Origin of the sequence: Halomonas sp. JS92-SW72, from assembly GCF_003547075.1 — a bacterium.
In the GTDB taxonomy this organism is placed as follows: domain Bacteria; phylum Pseudomonadota; class Gammaproteobacteria; order Pseudomonadales; family Halomonadaceae; genus Halomonas; species Halomonas alkalicola.
The window spans coordinates 458,594-477,371 of record NZ_CP032147.1 but is presented as its reverse complement, the minus strand read 5'-3'; the positions used below and the strand labels follow the sequence as shown (position 1 = coordinate 477,371).

17 protein-coding genes and 2 tRNA genes are annotated in these 18,778 nt (G+C 65.8%); 6 read left to right on the top strand and 13 right to left on the bottom strand.

The window, feature by feature from the left end:
- Positions 1–42 precede the first annotated feature (42 nt).
- The 7 genes from lpdA to sdhC all read right to left on the bottom strand — a co-directional run bounded on the left by lpdA (position 43) and on the right by sdhC (position 9,414).
- Complete coding sequence (lpdA, locus tag D1793_RS02295; protein ID WP_119020705.1) at positions 43–1,482, bottom strand: dihydrolipoyl dehydrogenase; 1,440 nt, start codon at positions 1,480–1,482, stop codon at positions 43–45.
- 64 nt (positions 1,483–1,546) lie between these two features.
- A complete protein-coding gene (gene odhB / locus D1793_RS02290) occupies positions 1,547–3,073 on the bottom strand; it encodes a 2-oxoglutarate dehydrogenase complex dihydrolipoyllysine-residue succinyltransferase (protein WP_119020704.1) in 1,527 nt (508 codons plus the stop codon).
- A gap of 40 nt (positions 3,074–3,113) precedes the next feature.
- The gene (locus tag D1793_RS02285) at positions 3,114–5,948 is read right to left on the bottom strand and encodes a 2-oxoglutarate dehydrogenase E1 component (RefSeq protein ID WP_119020703.1); all 2,835 of its coding nucleotides are present in this window, start codon (positions 5,946–5,948) and stop codon (positions 3,114–3,116) included.
- A 255-nt stretch (positions 5,949–6,203) separates the two neighbouring features.
- Positions 6,204–6,908: a succinate dehydrogenase iron-sulfur subunit gene (locus tag D1793_RS02280; protein ID WP_110068258.1), complete on the bottom strand. Its 705-nt coding sequence runs from the start codon at positions 6,906–6,908 to the stop codon at positions 6,204–6,206.
- Between the two features lie 11 nt (positions 6,909–6,919).
- Positions 6,920–8,692 carry a succinate dehydrogenase flavoprotein subunit gene (sdhA, locus tag D1793_RS02275; RefSeq protein WP_119020702.1) on the bottom strand — a complete coding sequence of 591 codons (1,773 nt, stop codon included), beginning with the start codon at positions 8,690–8,692 and terminating at the stop codon, positions 6,920–6,922.
- Between the two features lie 3 nt (positions 8,693–8,695).
- Positions 8,696–9,043, bottom strand: a complete 348-nt coding sequence (sdhD, locus tag D1793_RS02270; RefSeq protein WP_119020701.1) for a succinate dehydrogenase, hydrophobic membrane anchor protein — start codon at positions 9,041–9,043, stop codon at positions 8,696–8,698.
- Positions 9,037–9,414 carry a succinate dehydrogenase, cytochrome b556 subunit gene (sdhC, locus tag D1793_RS02265; protein ID WP_110068261.1) on the bottom strand — a complete coding sequence of 126 codons (378 nt, stop codon included), beginning with the start codon at positions 9,412–9,414 and terminating at the stop codon, positions 9,037–9,039. The genes sdhD and sdhC overlap by 7 nt, the downstream gene beginning before the upstream one ends.
- Positions 9,415–9,864: 450 nt before the next feature.
- Here sdhC and gltA point away from each other — a divergent pair, with 450 nt between their 5' ends.
- On the top strand, positions 9,865–11,148 hold the full coding sequence (gene gltA, locus D1793_RS02260; protein WP_119020700.1) for a citrate synthase: 1,284 nt from the start codon (positions 9,865–9,867) through the stop codon (positions 11,146–11,148).
- Positions 11,149–11,257: 109 nt separating this feature from the next.
- Positions 11,258–12,148: an NAD(P)-dependent oxidoreductase gene (locus tag D1793_RS02255; protein ID WP_119020699.1), complete on the top strand. Its 891-nt coding sequence runs from the start codon at positions 11,258–11,260 to the stop codon at positions 12,146–12,148.
- A gap of 495 nt (positions 12,149–12,643) precedes the next feature.
- On the opposite strand, the gene D1793_RS02250 is transcribed toward D1793_RS02255, so the two are convergent.
- From D1793_RS02250 to gltX, 3 genes are all read right to left on the bottom strand, one after another.
- Positions 12,644–12,719, bottom strand: a tRNA-Glu gene (locus D1793_RS02250).
- Between the two features lie 20 nt (positions 12,720–12,739).
- Positions 12,740–12,815 (bottom strand) — tRNA-Ala (locus D1793_RS02245).
- A gap of 56 nt (positions 12,816–12,871) precedes the next feature.
- Positions 12,872–14,353: a glutamate--tRNA ligase gene (gene gltX / locus D1793_RS02240; RefSeq protein WP_119020698.1), complete on the bottom strand. Its 1,482-nt coding sequence runs from the start codon at positions 14,351–14,353 to the stop codon at positions 12,872–12,874.
- A 150-nt stretch (positions 14,354–14,503) separates the two neighbouring features.
- Between gltX and D1793_RS02235 the strand changes: the two genes are divergently transcribed.
- From D1793_RS02235 to D1793_RS02230, 3 genes are all read left to right on the top strand, one after another.
- Positions 14,504–15,001, top strand: a complete 498-nt coding sequence (locus D1793_RS02235) for a hypothetical protein (RefSeq protein ID WP_346426389.1) — start codon at positions 14,504–14,506, stop codon at positions 14,999–15,001.
- Positions 14,913–15,242 carry an SDR family NAD(P)-dependent oxidoreductase gene (locus D1793_RS20095; protein ID WP_346426388.1) on the top strand — a complete coding sequence of 110 codons (330 nt, stop codon included), beginning with the start codon at positions 14,913–14,915 and terminating at the stop codon, positions 15,240–15,242. Before D1793_RS02235 ends, D1793_RS20095 begins: the two co-directional genes overlap by 89 nt.
- A 136-nt stretch (positions 15,243–15,378) precedes the next feature.
- Entirely contained in the window at positions 15,379–15,969 is a 591-nt protein-coding gene (locus tag D1793_RS02230) for a helix-turn-helix transcriptional regulator (protein ID WP_162899889.1), read from the top strand.
- 19 nt (positions 15,970–15,988) lie between these two features.
- On the opposite strand, the gene D1793_RS02225 is transcribed toward D1793_RS02230, so the two are convergent.
- Entirely contained in the window at positions 15,989–16,591 is a 603-nt protein-coding gene (locus D1793_RS02225) for a hypothetical protein (protein WP_110068266.1), read from the bottom strand.
- Between the two features lie 71 nt (positions 16,592–16,662).
- A complete protein-coding gene (locus tag D1793_RS02220; protein WP_119020697.1) occupies positions 16,663–16,986 on the bottom strand; it encodes a TraR/DksA C4-type zinc finger protein in 324 nt (107 codons plus the stop codon).
- A 136-nt stretch (positions 16,987–17,122) separates the two neighbouring features.
- On the opposite strand from D1793_RS02220, the gene D1793_RS02215 reads away from it, so the two are divergent.
- Positions 17,123–17,950 carry a sulfite exporter TauE/SafE family protein gene (locus D1793_RS02215; RefSeq protein WP_162899888.1) on the top strand — a complete coding sequence of 276 codons (828 nt, stop codon included), beginning with the start codon at positions 17,123–17,125 and terminating at the stop codon, positions 17,948–17,950.
- Between the two features lie 25 nt (positions 17,951–17,975).
- Here D1793_RS02215 and D1793_RS02210 read toward each other — a convergent pair whose 3' ends face one another.
- Entirely contained in the window at positions 17,976–18,215 is a 240-nt protein-coding gene (locus tag D1793_RS02210; RefSeq protein ID WP_162899887.1) for a hypothetical protein, read from the bottom strand.
- Positions 18,216–18,778 lie beyond the last annotated feature (563 nt).

Sequence of the window (18,778 nt, the reverse complement as noted above, 5' to 3'; positions counted from 1 at the left end):
GGAAGGGGCGCGCCGCCCGATGGGCGGCGCTCGTTGTGCGGCTTACTTGCGCTTCTTGCGGTTGGCCATGTGGATGGCATGGCCATCCACCGCCAGGGCGGCCTCGTGCACGGCTTCCGACATGGTCGGGTGCGCGTAGCAGGTCAGTGCCAGGTCCTCGGCGCTGGAGCCGAACTCCAGGGCGATGACGCCCTGGGCGATCATCTCGCCGGCGTGCTGGCCGACGATGTGCATGCCCAGCACGCGGTCGGTCTCGGCGTCGGCGACGATCTTGGCCTGCCCTTCGGTGGCATTGTTGGCCATGGCGCGGCCGCTGGCGGCAAACGGGAAGCTGCCGACCTTGACCTCGATGCCCTTGGCCTTGGCCTCCTGCTCGGTCAGGCCGACCCAGGCCACCTCGGGGAAGGTGTAGATGACGTTGGGGATGGCATCGTAGTTCATCTCGGCCTTGTGGCCGGCGATGATGTCCGCGACCATCACGCCCTCTTCGGAGGCCTTGTGGGCCAGCATCGGGCCGCGCACGCAGTCGCCGATGGCGTAGACGCCCGGCACGCTGGTGCGGCACTGGTCGTCGACGTGGATGAAGCCACGCTCGTCGAGGTCGACGCCGACACCATCGGCCACGACACCCTGGGTGTAGGGCTTGCGGCCAACGCAGACAATCAGCTTGTCGAAGGTCATCTCCTGGTCGCCATCGCCGTCGGTGTACTTGACGATGACTTCCTGGCCCTTGACCTCGGAGCCGGTGACCCGGGCGCCCAGCTTGATGTCCAGGCCCTGCTTCTTGAGCAGCTTCTGGGTCTCCTTGGCGATGGCGGTATCCACCATCGGCAGGAAGCTGTCCATGGCCTCGAGCACGGTGACCTCGGAGCCCAGGCGGTTCCACACGCTGCCGAGCTCCAGGCCGATGACGCCGGCGCCGATCACGCCGAGGCGCTTGGGCGTCTCGGTGAACTCGAGCGCGCCGGTGGAGTCGACGATCAGCCCCTCGGTCAGCGGGGTCGGCGGGATCTCCACCGGCACGGAGCCCGCGGCGATCACGATGTTGTCCGCCTCATAGGTGGTCGCCTTGCCGTCGAGGTCGGTGACCTCGACCTGCTTCGCGCCCACCACCTTGCCGGTGCCCTCGATGCCGGTCACGCCGTTGGCCTTGAACAGGCCGGCGATGCCACCGGTGAGGTTCTTCACGATCTTGTCCTTGCGGGCGATCATCTTCTTGACGTCCATCTGGACGTCACCTGTCTCGATCCCCATGCCGGCGAAGTCGTGCTTGGCCTCGACGAACTTGTGGGAGGCCTCGAGCAGCGCCTTGGAGGGGATGCAGCCCACGTTGAGGCAGGTCCCGCCGAATACCACCTTGCCTTCCTTGCCGATCCACTTCTCGACGCAGGCGGTCTTCAGGCCCATCTGGGCGGCGCGGATGGCGGCCACGTAGCCGCCGGGGCCCGCACCGATCACGATCACATCAAACTTGTCAGCCATGTTGGCTCCCCTTGCGTGTCTTGGGATGGAGTACCGCCGGGGATCGCCCGGCGGCACGTTCCGCTCAGATGTCCAGCAGCAGGCGCGCCGGATCTTCCAGCAGTTCCTTGATGGTGACCAGGAACCGCACCGCGTCCTTGCCGTCGATCATGCGGTGATCGTAGGAGAGCGCCAGGTACATCATCGGGCGAATCTCGACCTTGCCGTCCACCGCCATGGGGCGATCCTGGATCTTGTGCATGCCCAGGATGGCGGTCTGCGGCGGGTTGAGGATCGGCGTGGACATCAGCGAGCCGAAGGTACCGCCGTTGGTGATGGTGAAGGTGCCGCCCTGCATCTCGTCGATGCCCAGCTTGCCGTCACGGGCACGCTTGCCGAAGTCGCCGATGCCCTTCTCGACGTCGGCGATCTTCATGCTGTCGGTGTCGCGCAGCACCGGGACGACCAGGCCGCGGTCGGTGGAGACCGCCACGCCGATGTCCTGGTAGCCGTGGTAGACGATGTCGGTGCCGTCGATGGAGGCGTTGACGTCCGGGAAGCGCTTGAGCGCCTCGGAGGCCGCCTTGACGAAGAAACCCATGAAGCCGAGCTTGACGTCGTGGGTCTTGGCGAAGGTGTCCTTGTACTGGGCACGCAGCGCCATCACCGCACTCATGTCCACCTCGTTGTAGGTGGTCAGCATGGCGGCGGTCTGCTGGGCCTGGACCAGGCGCTTGGCGATGGTCTGGCGCAGACGGCTCATCGGCACGCGCTTCTCGGGACGCTCGCCCTCGAAGGCGGGGGCCGCGGCGGCGGCAGGCTTGGGCGCGGCCGGCTTGGCGGCCTTCTTCGCGGTGCCCTCCTTCACGGCCTTCTGCACGTCCTCCTTGAGGATCCGCCCACCCTTGCCGGTGCCCTGGATAGCGCTGACGTCGAGGTCGTGCTCGGCGACGAGCTTGCGAGCGGCGGGGGCGAGGATCTTGTCGCCCACCTTCTCGTCGCTGGCGCCGTCATCGGCGGAGGCCGCCGGGGTCTCGTCAGCGGCGGTCGCGGCACCGCCGGCGCCCTCGGTGAAGATCGCCAGCACGGCCTCGGACTCGACCTGGCTGCCCTCCTCGGCCTTGATCTCGGTCAGCGCGCCGTCGACCGGCGCCACCACCTCGAGCACCACCTTGTCGGTCTCGATCTCGGCCAGCACCTCATCACGCTTCACGCTCTCGCCGACCTGCTTGTTCCAGCGGGCGACGGTGCCTTCCTGGATGGACTCGGGGAAGGTCGGCGCCTTCACCTGGTGCTGCTTGCCACCGCTGGCGGCAGGCGCGTCGGCCTTGGCGTCGCTCTTCGGCTCGGCCTTGGCCGCCGCCGGCTTGGCCTTGCCCTCGCCGATGCGGCCCAGCACCTGCTCGGACTCGACGGTGTCGCCCTCCTCGGCGAGCACCTCGGTGAGGGTGCCGGCCTCGGGAGCCAGTACCTCGAGCACCACCTTGTCGGTCTCGATCTCGACGATCAGCTCGTCGCGCTCGACGCTGTCACCGGCCTTCTTGTGCCAGGCAGCCACGCTGCCTTCGGCAACGGATTCCGGAAAGGTTGGGGCCTTGATATCGGTAGCCATGTCGTTTCCCTTGTCTGTTCTCTCGTCCCGGTGGCGTGCCTTACAGATTGAAGGCGTCTTCCACCAGCTGGCGCTGCTGTTCGATATGGACGGACATGTAGCCCGCGGCGGGTGCGGCAGAGGCCGGGCGCCCGGCGAACTTGAGCGCGCCGCCCAGGTTGCTCTTGAGCATGTCGGCTACGGCCCGCATGTGGTGCTGGCTCGAGTACCAGGCGCCCTGGTTGAGCGGCTCCTCCTGACACCACACCACGTCCCTGACGTTGACGTAGGCCTTGAGCGCCTCGAAGAGCTCCTCCTTGGGGAAGGGGTAGAGCTGCTCGACCCTCACGATGGCGACATCCTGGCGGTCATTCTCCTCGCGCCAGGTAGCCAGGTCGTAGTAGACCTTGCCGGCGCACAGGATGATGCGCTCGACCTGCTGGGGATCGCGCACGCCCTGGTCGGGCAGCACCATCTGGAACTGGCCGGTGGCCAGCTCGTCGAGGGTGGAGATCGCCTCCTTGTGGCGCAGCAGGCTCTTGGGCGACATCACCACCAGCGGCTTGCGCAGCGGGCGAATCACCTGGCGGCGCAGCAGGTGGAAGATCTGCGCCGGGGTGGTGGGCACACAGACCTGCATGTTGTACTCGGCGCACAGCTGCAGGAAGCGCTCCAGACGGGCCGAGGAGTGCTCGGGGCCTTGCCCCTCGTAGCCGTGGGGCAGCAGCATGGTCAGGCCGCACAGCCGTCCCCACTTGGTCTCGCCGGAGGAGATGAACTGGTCTACCACCACCTGGGCACCGTTGAAGAAGTCGCCGAACTGCGCTTCCCAGATCACCAGGTCGTTGGGCGCCGTGGTGGCATAGCCATACTCGAACGCCAGCACCGCCTCCTCGGAGAGGAAGGAGTCGTGGATGGTGAAGGCCGGCTGGCCGTCCGCCATGTGCTGGAGCGGTACGTAGCTGGTGCCATCCTTCTGGTTGTGCACCACCGCGTGGCGGTGGGAGAAGGTGCCGCGGCCCACGTCCTGGCCGGTGATGCGCACCGGGTGACCCTCGTCGAGCAGGGTGGCGTAGGCCAGCGTCTCGGCGAAGCCCCAGTTCAACGCCATGCCGCCGGCCTGCATCTTGCGGCGATCCTCGTAGATCTTGGCGACCTGACGCTGCACCTCGACCCCGTCCGGGATCTCGCACATCCGCGCAGCCAGGCGCTGCAGGCGCTTCATCTCCACGGCGGTGTCGGCATAGCCGGTCCACTCGTGGCCGAGGTAGGGCTTCCAGTCGACAAACAGCGAGGTGTTGGGCTCCTGCACCAGGGCGTTGGCCACGTGGTTGCCGGCCAGCAGGTCCTCGCGGTAGGTCTCAATCATCGCCTTGGCGTCCTCCTCGGAGAGCACGCCTTCCGCCACCAGGCGCTTGGCGTAGATCTCCCGGGAAGAAGGATGGTCCTTGATCTTCTTGTACATCAGCGGCTGGGTGCCGCTCGGCTCGTCGGCCTCGTTGTGACCGCGGCGACGATAGCAGACGAGGTCGATCACCACGTCCTTCTTGAACTGCTGACGGAAGTCGAGCGCCACCTGGGTGGCGTGCAGCACCGCGTCGGGGTCGTCGCCGTTGACGTGGAAGATCGGCGCCTGGACCATCTTGGCGATGTCGGTGCAGTACTCGGTGGAGCGGGTGTCCAGCGGGTTCGAGGTGGTGAAGCCGACCTGGTTGTTGATCACGATGTGGATCGTGCCACCGGTCTTGTAGGCGCGGGTCTGGGACATCTGGAATGTCTCCATGACCACGCCCTGGCCGGCGAAGGCCGCATCGCCGTGGACATTGATCGGCAGCACCTTGCTGCCGTCGCTGTCGTCGCGGCGGTCCTGACGGGCGCGCACCGAGCCCTCGACCACCGGAGAGACGATCTCCAGGTGGGAGGGGTTGAAGGCCAGCGCCAGGTGCACCTCGCCGCCCGGGCTCATCACGTTGGAGCTGAAGCCCTGGTGGTACTTGACGTCGCCGGAGCCGCGCTCGATGACCTTCTTGCCGTCGAACTCGTCGATCAGGTCGCCGGGATTCTTGCCGAGGATGTTGACCAGCAGATTGAGGCGGCCGCGGTGGGCCATGCCGATCACGATCTCCTTGATGCCGTAGCCGCCACCGCGCTGGATCAGCTCGTCCATCATCGGAATGAAGGACTCGCCGCCCTCCAGGCCGAAGCGCTTGGTGCCGGGGTACTTGGAGGCCAGGTAGTTCTCCAGCCCCTCGGCCGCGGTCAGCCTCTCGAGCACATGCTGACGCACCTCGCTGCTGAACTTGGGCGCGCTGCGCACCGACTCGAAGCGCTGCTGCAGCCAGCGCTTCTCCTCGGTGTCGACGATGTGCATGATCTCGCAGCCGATGGAGCGGCAGTAGGTCTGCTCCAGCGCCTCGACGATATCCTTGAGCGGCGCCTTGTCCAGCCCCAGGAAGAAGGAGCCGGTCTGGAACTCGGTGTCCATGTCGCTCTTGGAGAGCTGATGGAAGGAGAGGTCGAGGTCGGGCACCGGTGTCGGGCTGCGCAGGCCGAGCGGATCAATATTGGCCTTCTGGTGACCGCGGAAGCGGTAGGCGTTGATCAGCTGGAGAACCTTGACCTGCTTCCTGCTCTCTTCGCCGTCGGCGGCGGCAGGTGCCAGGGCGGTGCGGCGGGCACGACCCAGCTGGTAGAACTGGTCGCGGACCGGGGCGAGGGGGACATCCTGGGGGGCACTGCCTTCGGGGGCCGGCAACTGGTCGAAGTAGTTGCGCCACTCTTCCGGGACAGCGGCGGGATCGTCGAGGTACTGCTCGTAGAGCGCTTCCACATAGTGGGCATTGCCGCCACTGACGTGGGAGGAGCGCCACATCAACTCCATTATGCCTTGTTGCATCTCTCGGTCACCCTGCACTGATGGGGTGGTATCGGCGTCCCCGCACGCTGGGCGCGGCGACATCGGTGGTGCCCTGCCGGCGGGGCCATTCTCGTTCCGGCGCTGCCGACACGCGGTCGACAGCCTTGAATTCCATGCTCAGGAGCCGGTGCCCAAGGCACCGGCTCCTGATGCTGCTGAACCGACCGGCTCCGGCTGCGACACCTGGTCGCAGCAGGAGACGGGGGCCCATGATAGCAAGCTAGGCGCCACGATTTAAGTGGCGTTGGCCAGCAGCATCTCGCGGATCTTGCCGATCGCACGAGTGGGGTTGAGCCCCTTCGGACAGACCGCGACGCAGTTCATGATGCCGCGGCAGCGGAACACGGAGAAGGGATCCTCCAGCTCCGCCAGACGCTCGCGGGTCGCCTCGTCGCGGGAGTCGGCGAGGAAGCGGTAGGACTGCAGCAGACCGGCCGGACCCACGAACTTGTCCGGATTCCACCAGAACGAAGGGCAGGAGGTGGAGCAGCAGGCGCACAGGATGCACTCGTACAGCCCGTCCAGCTTGTCACGGTCTTCCGGCGACTGCAGGCGCTCGATGGCCGGCGCCGGGGTGTTGTTCTGCAGGTACGGCTGGATGCGCTCGTACTGCTTGTAGAACAGCCCCATGTCGACCACCAGGTCGCGGATGACCGGCAGACCCGGCAGCGGGCGCAAGACCAGCTTGCCGTTCTTCACCACCTCGGAGAGCGGGGTGATGCAGGCCAGGCCATTCTTGCCGTTCATGTTCATGCCGTCGGAGCCACACACACCCTCGCGGCAGCTGCGGCGATAGGCCAGGCCGTTGTCCTGCTCCTTCATCAGGTGCAGCACGTCCAGCACCATGACATCACGGCCCTGAGTGTCGACCTGGAACTCCTGCATGTAGGGCGCGGAGTCGGTTTCCGGGTTGTAGCGGTAGATGGATACCTGAAGCATCGTGACTCCCCTCAGTAGGTGCGGACTTTCGGCTCGAACGTATCGACGGTCTTCGGCGTGAAGTTGACGTCACGCTTGCCGAGCTTCTTCTCTGCCGGGAAGTAGAGCGAATGCTTCAGCCAGTTGACGTCGTCGCGATCCGGATAGTCGTAGCGGGAATGGGCGCCACGGCTCTCCTTGCGCTCGAGAGCGGCGATGGCAGTCGCTTCGGCGACTTCCATCAGGTTGTCCAGCTCCAGGGCCTCGACGCGCGCGGTGTTGAAGGCGTTGGACTTGTCCGGCAGGTAGGCATTGGCGATGCGCTCGCGCAGTGCGGCCAGCTGCTTGACGCCCTCGACCATGTTCTTCTCCTCGCGGAACACGCCGAAGGAGTTCTGCATGATGTTCTGCAGCTCGCGCTTGAGCTCCGGGACGGTCTCGCCGCCCTCGGACTCGTTCCAGCGGTTCATGCGCTTCATGGCCGACTCGATGTCGGACTCGGAGGCGTCGAGGTAGTCGATGCCCTCGTTGAGCGCCCCCTCGATGAACATGCCGGCCGCGCGGCCGAAGACCACCAGGTCCAGCAGCGAGTTGCCGCCCAGACGGTTGGCGCCGTGCACCGACACACAGGCCGCCTCGCCGCAGGCGAACAGACCGTTGATGATCCGGTCGTTGCCGTCGGCGTCCTGCATGATCGCCTGGCCGTGGATGTTGGTCGGCACGCCGCCCATCATGTAGTGGCAGGTCGGCACCACCGGGATCGGCTCCTTGGCCGGGTCCACGTGGGCGAAGGTCTTGGAGAGCTCGACGATGCCGGGCAGGCGCTTGCCGAGCACCTCCTCGCCAAGGTGGTCGAGCTTCAGGAAGACGTGGTCGCCGTGCTCGCCACAGCCGCGCCCCTCGAGGATCTCCATCACCATGGAGCGGGCGACCACGTCGCGACCGGCCAGATCCTTGGCGTTGGGGGCGTAACGCTCCATGAAGCGCTCGCCATCCTTGTTGACCAGGTAGCCACCCTCACCGCGACAGCCTTCGGTCACCAGGGTGCCCGCACCGTAGATGCCAGTCGGGTGGAACTGCCACATCTCCATGTCCTGCATCGGGAAGCCGGCGCGCAGCGCCATGCCGATGCCGTCGCCGGTGTTGATCAGGGCGTTGGTGGTGGAGGCGTAGATGCGGCCGGCGCCGCCGGTGGCCAGCACCGTGGCCTTGGACTTGACGTGGACCACTTCACCGGTCTCGATGTCCATGGCGATGCAGCCCACCACGTCGCCGTTGGCGTTCTTGACCAGATCAACCGCATACCACTCGTTGAGGAAGGTGGTATTGTTCTTCAGGTTGTTCTGATAAAGGGTGTGCAGCAGGGCGTGCCCGGTACGGTCGGCCGCGGCACAGGTACGCGCCGCCTGGCCACCGGCGCCGAACTCCTTGGACTGGCCGCCGAACGGGCGCTGGTAGATGCGGCCGTTGTCGAAGCGGGAGAACGGCAGGCCCATGTGCTCGAGCTCGAAGACCGCCTTGGGGCCCTCGGAACACATGTACTCGGCGGCGTCCTGGTCGGCGATATAGTCGCCGCCCTTGACGGTGTCATACATGTGCCAGCGCCAGTCGTCGTTGGGGTCGGCAGACGCGATGGCACAGGTGATGCCGCCCTGGGCGGAGACGGTATGGGAGCGGGTCGGGAAGACCTTGGACAGCACGGCGGTCTTCTTACCGGACTTGGCCAGCTCCAGGGCGGCACGCAGGCCGGCACCGCCACCGCCGATGATGATGGCGTCGAAAGAAAGGCTACGCAGGTTGGACATGTATCAGGCTCCCCACAGAATCTGAATGCCCCAGACCAGGAACACGAAGATGGCCAGGATGATGACGGTCTGGGCGCCGACGCGAAGGCCGGTCGGCTTGAGGTAATCGGTGGTCACGGTCCACAGCCCGACCCAGGCGTGGGCGGCCAGCGACACGAAGGCCAGCAGCGAGAAGATGCGCATCCAGGTCTGGGCGAACAGTCCGCTCCAGGTGGCGTAGTCGAGACCCGGATTGAACAGCAGGTAGAGAACGATGAAGACGGTGTAGAGCGCCAGGATGACCGCCGACACGCGCTGAATCAGCCAGTCGGAGAGGCCACTGCGGCCGAAATTCGTGATGTTGGTTACCATACCCAGACTCCCGCCAGAATGATCAGGACCGCACTCACCACCACGGTGATCTGCGCCTTCTTGACACCACCCTCGAGGGTCACGCCGATATCTGCGTCCATCAGCAGGTGCTTGATGCCGGCCACGAAGTGGAAGGCCAGCGCCGAGAGCAGGCCCCAGGCGATCAGCTTGGCCAGGAAGTTGTTGGCCAGCGCATCACTCACCGCGGCGAAGCCGGCCGGAGAGGAGAGCGACTTGCTCAGGGCCCAGAAGGCGAAGATCAGGCCGACAAACAGGATCACACCGGTGATGCGGTGGGTGATGGAGGTCAGGGCGGGGAGGGGGAACTGTATAGTGGACAGATCCAGGTTTACGGGTCGTTTACTATTCACGGCTCTCTACACACTCTCTATGGCCCACTTGAGGACGGGACGGGCAAGGTCCGAGCGGGCGGTGGTTTCGGGAAGGAGCGGCACTTACCGTTGAAGGCAAGACCGCCTGTTCCTGCCAGTCGCGCGGGGTGGATTATAGGGACATGGCCGGGCCATGACAAACGCAGCGGCGGCCAACTAGACCATGGTGCAAAGGGTGTCGACAGCCAGCAGACGCCTGCTCCGGCACAACCTGCCCCGGCGCCCGCGCGGGCGTGGTGCAAAGCACCAATTATCATACAACAGTTATATATCACTTGACAGCTCGTACAATGGCGAGGTCGCCATGGGCTAATTGACAATCGCTGGAACGCTTCTATAGTGGGCGAACCTTTTCGCCGGCATCATCTGCGAACCCGCCAGTGAAATAACGACTTATCGCCCTATCACGAACTCGAGAGGAGGCCTTGCATGGCTGACAGGAAAGCGACGCTGACGGTAGACGGTCTGGACAAGACGATCGAACTGCCTGTCTATTCGGGCACCCTGGGCCCCGACGTGATCGATGTACGCGGGCTCGGTGCCGAAGGCCTGTTCACCTACGACCCCGGCTTCATGGCCACCTCCTCCTGCCAGTCCGCCATCACCTATATCGATGGCGGCAAGGGCGTCCTGCTGCATCGCGGCTTCCCGATCGACCAGCTGGCCAAGCAGTCCGACTTCGTCGAGATGTGCTACCTGCTGCTGTTCGGCGAGCTGCCGGACGATGCCCAGTACGCCGACTTCGAGTCGCGGGTGCGCAACCACACCATGGTCCACGACCAGATCAACAACTTCTTCAAGGGCTTCCGCCGTGATGCCCACCCGATGTCGATCCTGTGTGGCGTAGTGGGCGGTCTGGCCGCCTTCTACCACGACCATATGGACATCACCGTGGAAGAGGACCGCATCATCAGCGCGATCCGCCTGATCGCCAAGATGCCGACCATCGCCGCGATGTCCTACAAGTACAATGTGGGCCAGCCCTTCAACTATCCGCGCAACGACCTGAGCTATGCAGAGAACTTCCTCTACATGATGTTCAGCACGCCCTGCGAGGAGTACAAGGTCAACCCGGTCTACGCCAGGGCCATGGACCGTATCTTCATGCTCCACGCCGACCATGAGCAGAATGCCTCCACCTCCACGGTGCGCCTGGCAGGCTCCACCGGCGCCAACCCCTTCGCCTGCATCAGCGCCGGCATCGCCGCCCTGTGGGGTCCGGCCCACGGCGGCGCCAACGAGGCGGTGCTGAAGATGCTCGACGAGATCGGCGACGACTCCGAGGAGAACATCCAGCGCTTCATCGACAAGGCCAAGGACAAGGATGACCCCTTCAAGCTGATGGGCTTCGGGCACCGCGTCTATCGCAACTTCGACCCGCGCGCCAAGGTCATGAAGGAGACCTGCGACGAGGTACTGGCGGAGCTCGGCATCGACGATCCCCAGCTGAAGATCGCCAAGCGCCTGGAGCAGATCGCCCTGGAAGACGAGTACTTCGTCGAGCGCCAGCTCTATCCCAACGTCGACTTCTACTCCGGCATCATCCTCAAGGCTATGGGGATTCCGACCAACATGTTCACCGTGATCTTCGCGGTGTCCCGCACCATCGGCTGGATCTCCCACTGGCACGAGATGCTGAGCGACAGCTACAAGATCGGCCGTCCGCGTCAGCTCTACACCGGCCACACTCAGCGCGACTATCCTGCCAAGTAAGCCATCGGCAGATGCGGCCACGCCCGCATGCGCTACCCTACAGAAAGCCGCCCTCGGGCGGCTTTCTGCGTCGTGACCCCAACCTTCCCAACCAGAGTGAGCAGTCAGGATGAGCAAGAGCATCTCTAGAATCGCCTTCATCGGCCTGGGCGTGATGGGCTATCCCATGGCCGGCCACCTGGCCCGCGCCGGGCTCGAGGTCCGCGTCTACAACCGCACCGAGGCCCGCGCCGCCGCCTGGGCCGCCGAACATGGCGGCAGCCACCACCCCACCCCCCAGGAGGCCGCGAGCGGCGCCGACCTGGTACTGGTCTGCGTGGGCAACGACGATGACGTGCGCCAGGTCACCACGGGCGAGCAGGGCGCACTCTCCGGCATGGCCGAGGGCAGCCTGCTGGTGGACCACACCACCGCCTCGGCGGAACTCGCCCTGGAGCTCGACGCCGCCTGTCGCGAGCAGGGCATCGGCTTTCTCGACGCGCCGGTCTCCGGCGGCCAGCAGGGTGCCCAGAACGGCGCCCTGACCATCATGTGCGGCGGCGAGGTGGACGACTTCACGCGCGCCGAAGCCGTGCTCGCCCACTATGGCCGCGCGGTGGCCCTGATGGGTGCCGCCGGCAGCGGCCAGCTCACCAAGATGGTCAACCAGATCTGCATCGCCGGCCTGGTCCAGGGGCTGGCCGAGGGGCTGCACTTCGCCGAGCAGGCGGGGCTCGATCGCCAGCGCGTGGTGGACGTCATCGCCAAGGGCGCGGCCGGCTCCTGGCAGATGGAGAACCGCCACGCCACCATGATCGCCGACGAGTACGACCACGGCTTCGCGGTGGACTGGATGCGCAAGGATCTCGGCATCTGCCTGGCGCAGGCCCGCCAGCTGCAGGCACGCCTGCCGGTCACCGCCCTGGTCGACCAGTTCTATGCCGATGTCCAGGTGATGGGCGGCGGCCGCTGGGACACCTCCTCGCTGCTGCGCCGACTGCGCGCCGTGGGCCACCGCTGAGCCTCAGGGCGGCGCCCCGGCGCCGCCCTTCCCCCTCCCCCACCAGTATTAGTCTCCCCCTCTTTTCAGGTTGACAAAAGCCATACTGCACAGCGCCAGAGGCTTACTCGCCGTTGTCCACACATTCTGTGGATAAACCTGTTCACAACCGCAAGAAAAGGCCGTCAGATCGCCATGAACTGGGGGCTGAGCTCAGATTGATCAATTTTTGATCTTGTATAAACCATTGATTTTGAAAGTCTTTATGAAAAAGCCTGTAGACACGGGCGATTGCAGACCTGCTGTACACAGGCGTACCGACGGAACCCCGCCTGGTGGACAAGTCAAGCAGAAATCGCCCCGCAAGAGGGGCCCTAAGAGGGAGATAACGTGAGAGGCATCAACGCTGGCGACCGGCAGCAGGCGATGAAAAAAGGGCACTCGGAGAGAGTGCCCTTTTCAGGCAGCAGGCGATGAAAAAAGGGCACTCGGAGAGAGTGCCCTTTTCAGGAAGAGTGGCGTCCCATAGGGGGTTCGAACCCCTGTTCCCGCCGTGAAAGGGCGGTGTCCTAGGCCACTAGACGAATGGGACGCAGGTGTCGTTCGAGGGGTTGGTGGAGCCTAGCGGGATCGAACCGCTGACCTCAACACTGCCAGTGTTGCGCTCTCCCAGCTGAGCTAAGGCCCCGTGCCCTGAAGACGAGTCGTATAGTACTGATTCGACTCGCCTTCGTCAACAGGAAATCACGCGAGTTCGCGGAATTCCTTCTCGAAGCGCTTGGCCTGCTTCTTGGAGACGCCGCCGAGCACCTCGATGGCGTGGCGCAGGCGCGCCCGGGTCATGTCGGAGCCGAGGATCGCCATGGCGTCCATCACCGAGGTGCTGGCGGCGGAGCCGGTGATGGCGATGAAGACCGGCGCCAGGAACTCCTTCATCTTGAGGTCGAAGTGGGCGGCCAGCGCCTTCACCTCGCTAAGCAGCGCCTCCTTGTGCCAGGCGGGCAGCGTCTCCAGGCGCCACACCAGGAACTGCAGCAGCCTGAGCAGGTCCTCGCGACCCAGCTTGACGCCGTCGAAGCTCTCCTCGCCGATCCGCGGCAGCCCCGAGAAGAAGTGGCCGGCCAGGGGCACCACCTCGGAGAGGGTCTCCACCCGCGGGCGCACCTGGGGCAGGATCTCCTTCACGTAGCGCTCGTTGAAGGCCCACTCCATCAGCGCCCTGAGGAAGGCGTCGTCGTCGAGCTCCTCGCGGATATAGAGGCCATTGAGCCAGGTCAGCTTCTCGAGGTCGAAGACCGGGCCGCCCAGCGAGACCCGCTGGATATCGAAATGGGCCATCATCTCGTCGAGGCTGAACTTCTCGCGCTCGTCGGGCATCGACCACCCCATCCGGCCCAGGTAGTTGATCACCGCCTGGGGCAGGTAGCCCATGCGCCGGTAGTAGTTGATCGAGGTCGGGTTCTTGCGCTTGGAGAGCTTCGACTTGTCGGGATTGCGCAGCAGCGGCATATGGCAGAGCTCGGGCATCTCCCAGCCGAAGTACTCGTAGAGCAGCTGGTGCTTGGGCGCCGAGTTGATCCACTCCTCACCGCGCAGCACATGGGTAATCCCCATCAGGTGGTCATCGACCACGTTGGCCAGGTGATAGGTGGGCATGCCGTCGGACTTGAGCAGGATCTGGGCATCCACCTGGGCCCAGTCCACCTCGATGGTGCCGCGCAGCATGTCCTGGATCACGCAGGTGCCGCTGGCAGGCACCGCCATGCGCACCACGTAGGGCCAGCCCTCCTTCTCGCGGCGCGCCTGCTCCTCGGCGGGCAGGGCGAGGTCCGCGGGCTTGAGCGCCAGGTGCATGCCGGCAGCCTTGCGCGCCTCGCGCAGCTCATCGAGCTCCTCGCTGGTGCGGTAGCACTTGAAGGCGTGCCCCGCCTCGATCAGCTGGCGGGCGTACTCGGCGTAGATGTCGCCGCGCTCGCTCTGGCGATAGGGCCCATGGGGGCCACCCACGTCGGGGCCCTCGTCCCACTCCAGGCCCAGCCAGCGCAGGGAGTCGAGGATCATCTGCTCGGACTCGGCCGTCGAGCGCACCCGGTCGGTGTCCTCGATGCGCAGGATGAACTGGCCGCCGTGCTGGCGGGCGAAGCAGAGGTTGAACAGGGCGATGTAGGCGGTGCCGACGTGGGGATCGCCGGTCGGTGACGGCGCGATACGCGTGCGTACGGTCATGTCGTTGCGGTGTCCCGATGCTGGTGGAAGAATGGCCGCATTATACGCACCTGCCGCCCGCTCGGCAGCCGTCACCGGGAATCATCCGCGTGGATCGCGGTCAATGTCAGGCTACCCGACCTGGCCCGCCGGCCGACCAGGAGACACGTCATGCTTGCGCAACTTCCCGAGGGCTTCACCACGCTGGTGACCGGCGCCGGCGGCGGCATCGGCCGGGCGGTGGTGGAGACCCTGCTGGCCAGCCCCAGGCCGGGCCGGGTGATCGCCGCCAGCCGGCGCCCGATGCCCCAAGCGGATCCCCGCCTGGAGCCGCTGGAAGCCGACCTCACCACGCCCGAGGGCCGAGAGCGACTGGCCGCCCACCTGGACGGCACACCGCTTCACCTGACCTTCAACACCCTCGGCATGCTGCATGACGAGGCGCTCGGCATTCACCCAGAGAAGAAGCTCGACGACCTCGACGCCGAGGCCATGGCACACCTGTTCCACGTCAATGCCACGACCCCGGCTGCTGCTCCAGGCGCTGCAGCCCAGCCTGAAGGGAGGGCACCCGGCCCTGGTGGCCAGTCTCTCGGCCCGGGTCGGCTCCATCGAGGACAATCGTCTGGGCGGCTGGTACGCCTATCGCGCCAGCAAGGCAGCCCATAACATGCTGATGAGGACGGCCGCGGTGGAGCTGCGACGGCTCAACAAAACCCTCGCCGTGGTCTGCCTGCATCCCGGCACCACGGATACCGGACTCTCACGCCCCTTCCAGGCCCGGGTGCCGGAAGGCAAGCTGTTCACACCGGCATTCGTGGCCGAGCGGCTTCTCGCGGTGCTGGGGGAGCGCCCGCTCGGGGGGGCCGCCAGCTTCTACGACTGGGCCGGCGAGCCGGTAGCCTGGTGACAAGCGCCGACGCCACCATAATCGGTGAATCAACGTTGGTGTGCGTTATTGCACAGCCGCACAGGATGCCGGATGATCACCGCCGGCTTTTCCTAACGTTCCGATAACACAAGACATGCAACGACAGGATGAAGAGATGGATTCACTAGGCCCGCGCATCAAGGAGCTCCGTCTGGAGGCCAACCTCAACAAGGCGGCCCTGGCTCGACGGGTAGGCGTTTCGGACGTGACCATCTCCTACTGGGAGTCGGGCGCCATCCGCCAGATCGGCCACGAGCGGCTGGTGGCGCTGTCCCAGGCCCTGGGCTGCCCCCTGTCACGGCTGCTGGAGGGCGAGAACGGCGGCCGGGCCGCCCCTCTCTACTTGCGCAGCCAGCCCCCCGCCCCCTGGCAGGACCCCGCCGCCGGACGCATCGAGCTGCCCTTCGAGCTGGTGCCCGCCCAGCAGTGGGAGGGAGAGTGCTTCCTGCTGACCCCGGCCCCTGGCGAGCATTTCGACTTCCTGAGCGAAGGTGACCTGGTCGCCGTGGCCCCCACCGACATCTTCCATCAGACCGGGCTCTACCTGGTCGAGCGAGAGGGGCGTCACTGCATTCGTCGCGTCAGCCAGGACGATGACGGCAAGCTGCTGTTCAGCGCCGAGGAGAGCGACCGGGTCGAAGGCTATACCCCCGATACCCGGCTGCTGGGCAAGCTGGTGGCCCGCTGGCAGACCGCCTCACTCTGAGGCGGCCCTCTTCCTCCCCCTACTCGACGCCCAGCACCTCGACCCGATCATCGGTGCGACGGGGCTCGCTGCCCACCAGGAAACGCCGTGAGGCACTGGCCACCTGCCCCAGGCCGTGTCGTGAGGTACTCACCAGCGGACCGCTCAGGTGCTCGCCCTGCTGGCCGATCTTCCGCCGCACCTCCAGCGGCTGCACGCTGGCCTCGGGCAGGTTCACGGTAATGGTGTAACCGCCGTCCGGCAGGCCACTGCCCGGGCCGAAGGGACCGGCATGGAAGCGCCCCTCCTGCAGGGTGGTGCGCTGCTGCCAGCGCACGCCGCTCAGTTCCCGCTCCACCACGATCTGCAGCCTCGCCCCCTCGGGCAGATTGCTCTCCCCCTCGACCATCAGCCGCCGGTCGGTGCGCAGGCTGGCCGCGAACTCGATGACGACCGGCTCGTCGAAGGGTGCCACCTCGGGTTCCGGTTCGGGCGCCGGCGCCTCGACGACCACCTCCGCTTCCGGCTCCTCTGCCGGCGCCTCGGGCGCCGCGTCACCATTATCGGCGCCGCCGCAGCCCGCCAGCAGCACCAGCAGCACCAGCAGCAGCCCCAGGCTGCATCCTCGATACCACAGCTTCATGCATGACCTCCCAAGCGATGACTCCCAGGCCAAGGCTATCATCTGCTCGGGCTGCCCGTCCCGTGAACCACTCAACGTGGCTCGGCGCAGTCTCGGCAGAGGGTAGCGAACGGCAGGGCCTCGAGACGCTCGCCCGCGATCGGCTCCTCACACACCTCGCAGAGCTCCCCTTCGCCGCCGTCGATGCGCCCCAGGGCATGCATCACCTGACGCAGCTCATCCTCGGCCTCCCGCTCCAGGGCATCGACCACCTCGTCGTTCTGCAACTCGATGGCCTGCTCCTCCATGTCCTTGTCCAGCGGGCCTGCACGCTGCTCCTTGTGGTCACGATAGCGTTCGATTCGCTCGACCAGCTCGTCACGCAGGGTCTCGAGTCGCTGCTTGCGCTCCATCATGGTCCTGCCTCCCGTCGCCAGGCGTACCGGAGTGGCACCGCCTGTCCTTCTTCATAGCACATGCCGACCGTCCCACGACCCGGCAATTGCCTGTCGGCACGGGTTTTCCACTAGAATGCCCTCTTCACGACAACCCATGACGATCGAGGAGACGCCCGTGGATCCCCTGTGGTGGCTGGCCTATCTGGCCCTGGGAAGCTTCGTTGGCCTGATGGCCGGCATGCTCGGCATCGGTGGCGGCGGCATCATGGTGCCGATCCTGACCTTCCTGTTCGTGCTCCAGGGCGTCCCCCATGAGCACCTCGCCCACCTGGCCCTGGGCACCGCCATGGCCGCCATCGTGCCGTCCGCCTCGGCCAGCCTCTGGTCGCACCATCGGCATGGCGCGGTGAACTGGCATGTCGTTCGCCTCATCACCCCCGCGATCCTCGCCGGCACCTTCCTGGCCACCTTCATCGCGGCCCTGATACCGACCCGCGGCCTGGCGGTGTTTTTCGCCTGCTTCATGGTACTGATGTCGCTGCAGATGTTCGCCAACCTCAAACCCAGGCCATCCCGCACCCTGCCGGGTACCGTCGGCCTCTCCGGGGCGGGGTTCGGCATCGGCGGCATCTCCGCGCTGGTGGCCATCGGCGGCGGCTCGCTCACCGTGCCCTTCCTCACCTGGTGCAACGTCCGGCTGCCCCAGGCGATCGGCACCTCCGCCGCGGTGGGCCTGCCCATCGCCCTGGCGGGGGCGCTGGGCTACCTGATCAACGGCTGGGGCACCGCCGGCCTGCCGGATGCCGCCTGGGGCTATGTCTACCTGCCCGCCCTGCTGCTCATGGCGCCCTTCAGCATCCTCACCGCCCCCCTCGGCGCGAGGCTCGCCCACCGCCTGCCGGTGGCACTCCTCAAGCGGGTATTCGCGGTCATGCTGATGCTCCTCGCGCTGCAGATGCTCTACACGGTGTTCACCGCCTGAAACTCGGGCCGACCAGGCGGGCCCCTCAGGTCATGTCGAGGGCCGCATAGCCCTCCTCGGTCAGCGTCAGGGTCTCCCCCTGGCCCCGGCCGGCATGGGGCGTCACCGTGATCAGCCCCTTCTCCTCCAGCGCGGCGATGTCCTCGCGCAGCGCCGGCAGCAGGGCGTCCTCGTCGGAGTAGCCGAAGGGCGAGGAGAGGACCCCGCCATGCTGCAGCACGCGGGCCAGCAGCTCCAGTTGGTGGTCGGTCAGTTCGTGGGACATGGCCGTCATCTCGCAGATAAGGTTCCAGGGGTAGCGTCGCTCACGCTTGAAGCATCGCCCTCACCCACAGGGTACATGGCCCGCCCCTTATCTGCGGGCAGTGCGGCAACCGCGAAGCACCGACCGCCTTCTCCCAGGCCGACCCGATCGGCCGCAGCATGTCTGCCATGGGCAACCCGCGCCGGGGGCTGGTAGAATACTGCCTCTCCGAACAACCCCGTGATGCCCGATGCCCCAGCTCGACCGCACCTTCTCCGTCGCGCCGATGATGGATTGGTGAAGGTGCCCGGCATTACGGGCTTGATGCTTGCGCAGTACCAAAATTGTTCCAGCTCCCCACCGGTTTTTGCCACTTTGGACTCGCCACGTTCGCGAATCCTGAGATTCGTGCGCGACGCGCGCGTATGCGTGTCACGCGCACGCCTGGCTCTAGAATCCGTGGGGGGCTCGGAAAAAGGTAACAACGGTAGCGCAATGGCAAAAATCAACATAAGCCAATGATTCTAATGGATTTCAAACGTACGTCCAAAAGGTAACAAAAAGGTGATGTAAAGGTGATGCGT

Excerpts from the sequence above, each read along its gene's own strand:
- lpdA (WP_119020705.1), bottom strand. The coding sequence starts at position 1,482 with ATGGCTGACAAGTTTGATGTGATCGTGATCGGTGCGGGCCCCGGCGGC.
- odhB (WP_119020704.1), bottom strand. The coding sequence starts at position 3,073 with ATGGCTACCGATATCAAGGCCCCAACCTTTCCGGAATCCGTTGCCGAA.
- D1793_RS02285 (WP_119020703.1), bottom strand. The coding sequence starts at position 5,948 with ATGCAACAAGGCATAATGGAGTTGATGTGGCGCTCCTCCCACGTCAGT.
- D1793_RS02280 (WP_110068258.1), bottom strand. The coding sequence starts at position 6,908 with ATGCTTCAGGTATCCATCTACCGCTACAACCCGGAAACCGACTCCGCG.
- sdhA (WP_119020702.1), bottom strand. The coding sequence starts at position 8,692 with ATGTCCAACCTGCGTAGCCTTTCTTTCGACGCCATCATCATCGGCGGT.
- sdhD (WP_119020701.1), bottom strand. The coding sequence starts at position 9,043 with ATGGTAACCAACATCACGAATTTCGGCCGCAGTGGCCTCTCCGACTGG.
- gltA (WP_119020700.1), top strand. The coding sequence starts at position 9,865 with ATGGCTGACAGGAAAGCGACGCTGACGGTAGACGGTCTGGACAAGACG.
- D1793_RS02255 (WP_119020699.1), top strand. The coding sequence starts at position 11,258 with ATGAGCAAGAGCATCTCTAGAATCGCCTTCATCGGCCTGGGCGTGATG.
- gltX (WP_119020698.1), bottom strand. The coding sequence starts at position 14,353 with ATGACCGTACGCACGCGTATCGCGCCGTCACCGACCGGCGATCCCCAC.
- D1793_RS02235 (WP_346426389.1), top strand. The coding sequence starts at position 14,504 with ATGCTTGCGCAACTTCCCGAGGGCTTCACCACGCTGGTGACCGGCGCC.
- D1793_RS02230 (WP_162899889.1), top strand. The coding sequence starts at position 15,379 with ATGGATTCACTAGGCCCGCGCATCAAGGAGCTCCGTCTGGAGGCCAAC.
- D1793_RS02225 (WP_110068266.1), bottom strand. The coding sequence starts at position 16,591 with ATGAAGCTGTGGTATCGAGGATGCAGCCTGGGGCTGCTGCTGGTGCTG.
- D1793_RS02220 (WP_119020697.1), bottom strand. The coding sequence starts at position 16,986 with ATGATGGAGCGCAAGCAGCGACTCGAGACCCTGCGTGACGAGCTGGTC.
- D1793_RS02215 (WP_162899888.1), top strand. The coding sequence starts at position 17,123 with ATGACGATCGAGGAGACGCCCGTGGATCCCCTGTGGTGGCTGGCCTAT.
- D1793_RS02210 (WP_162899887.1), bottom strand. The coding sequence starts at position 18,215 with ATGTCCCACGAACTGACCGACCACCAACTGGAGCTGCTGGCCCGCGTG.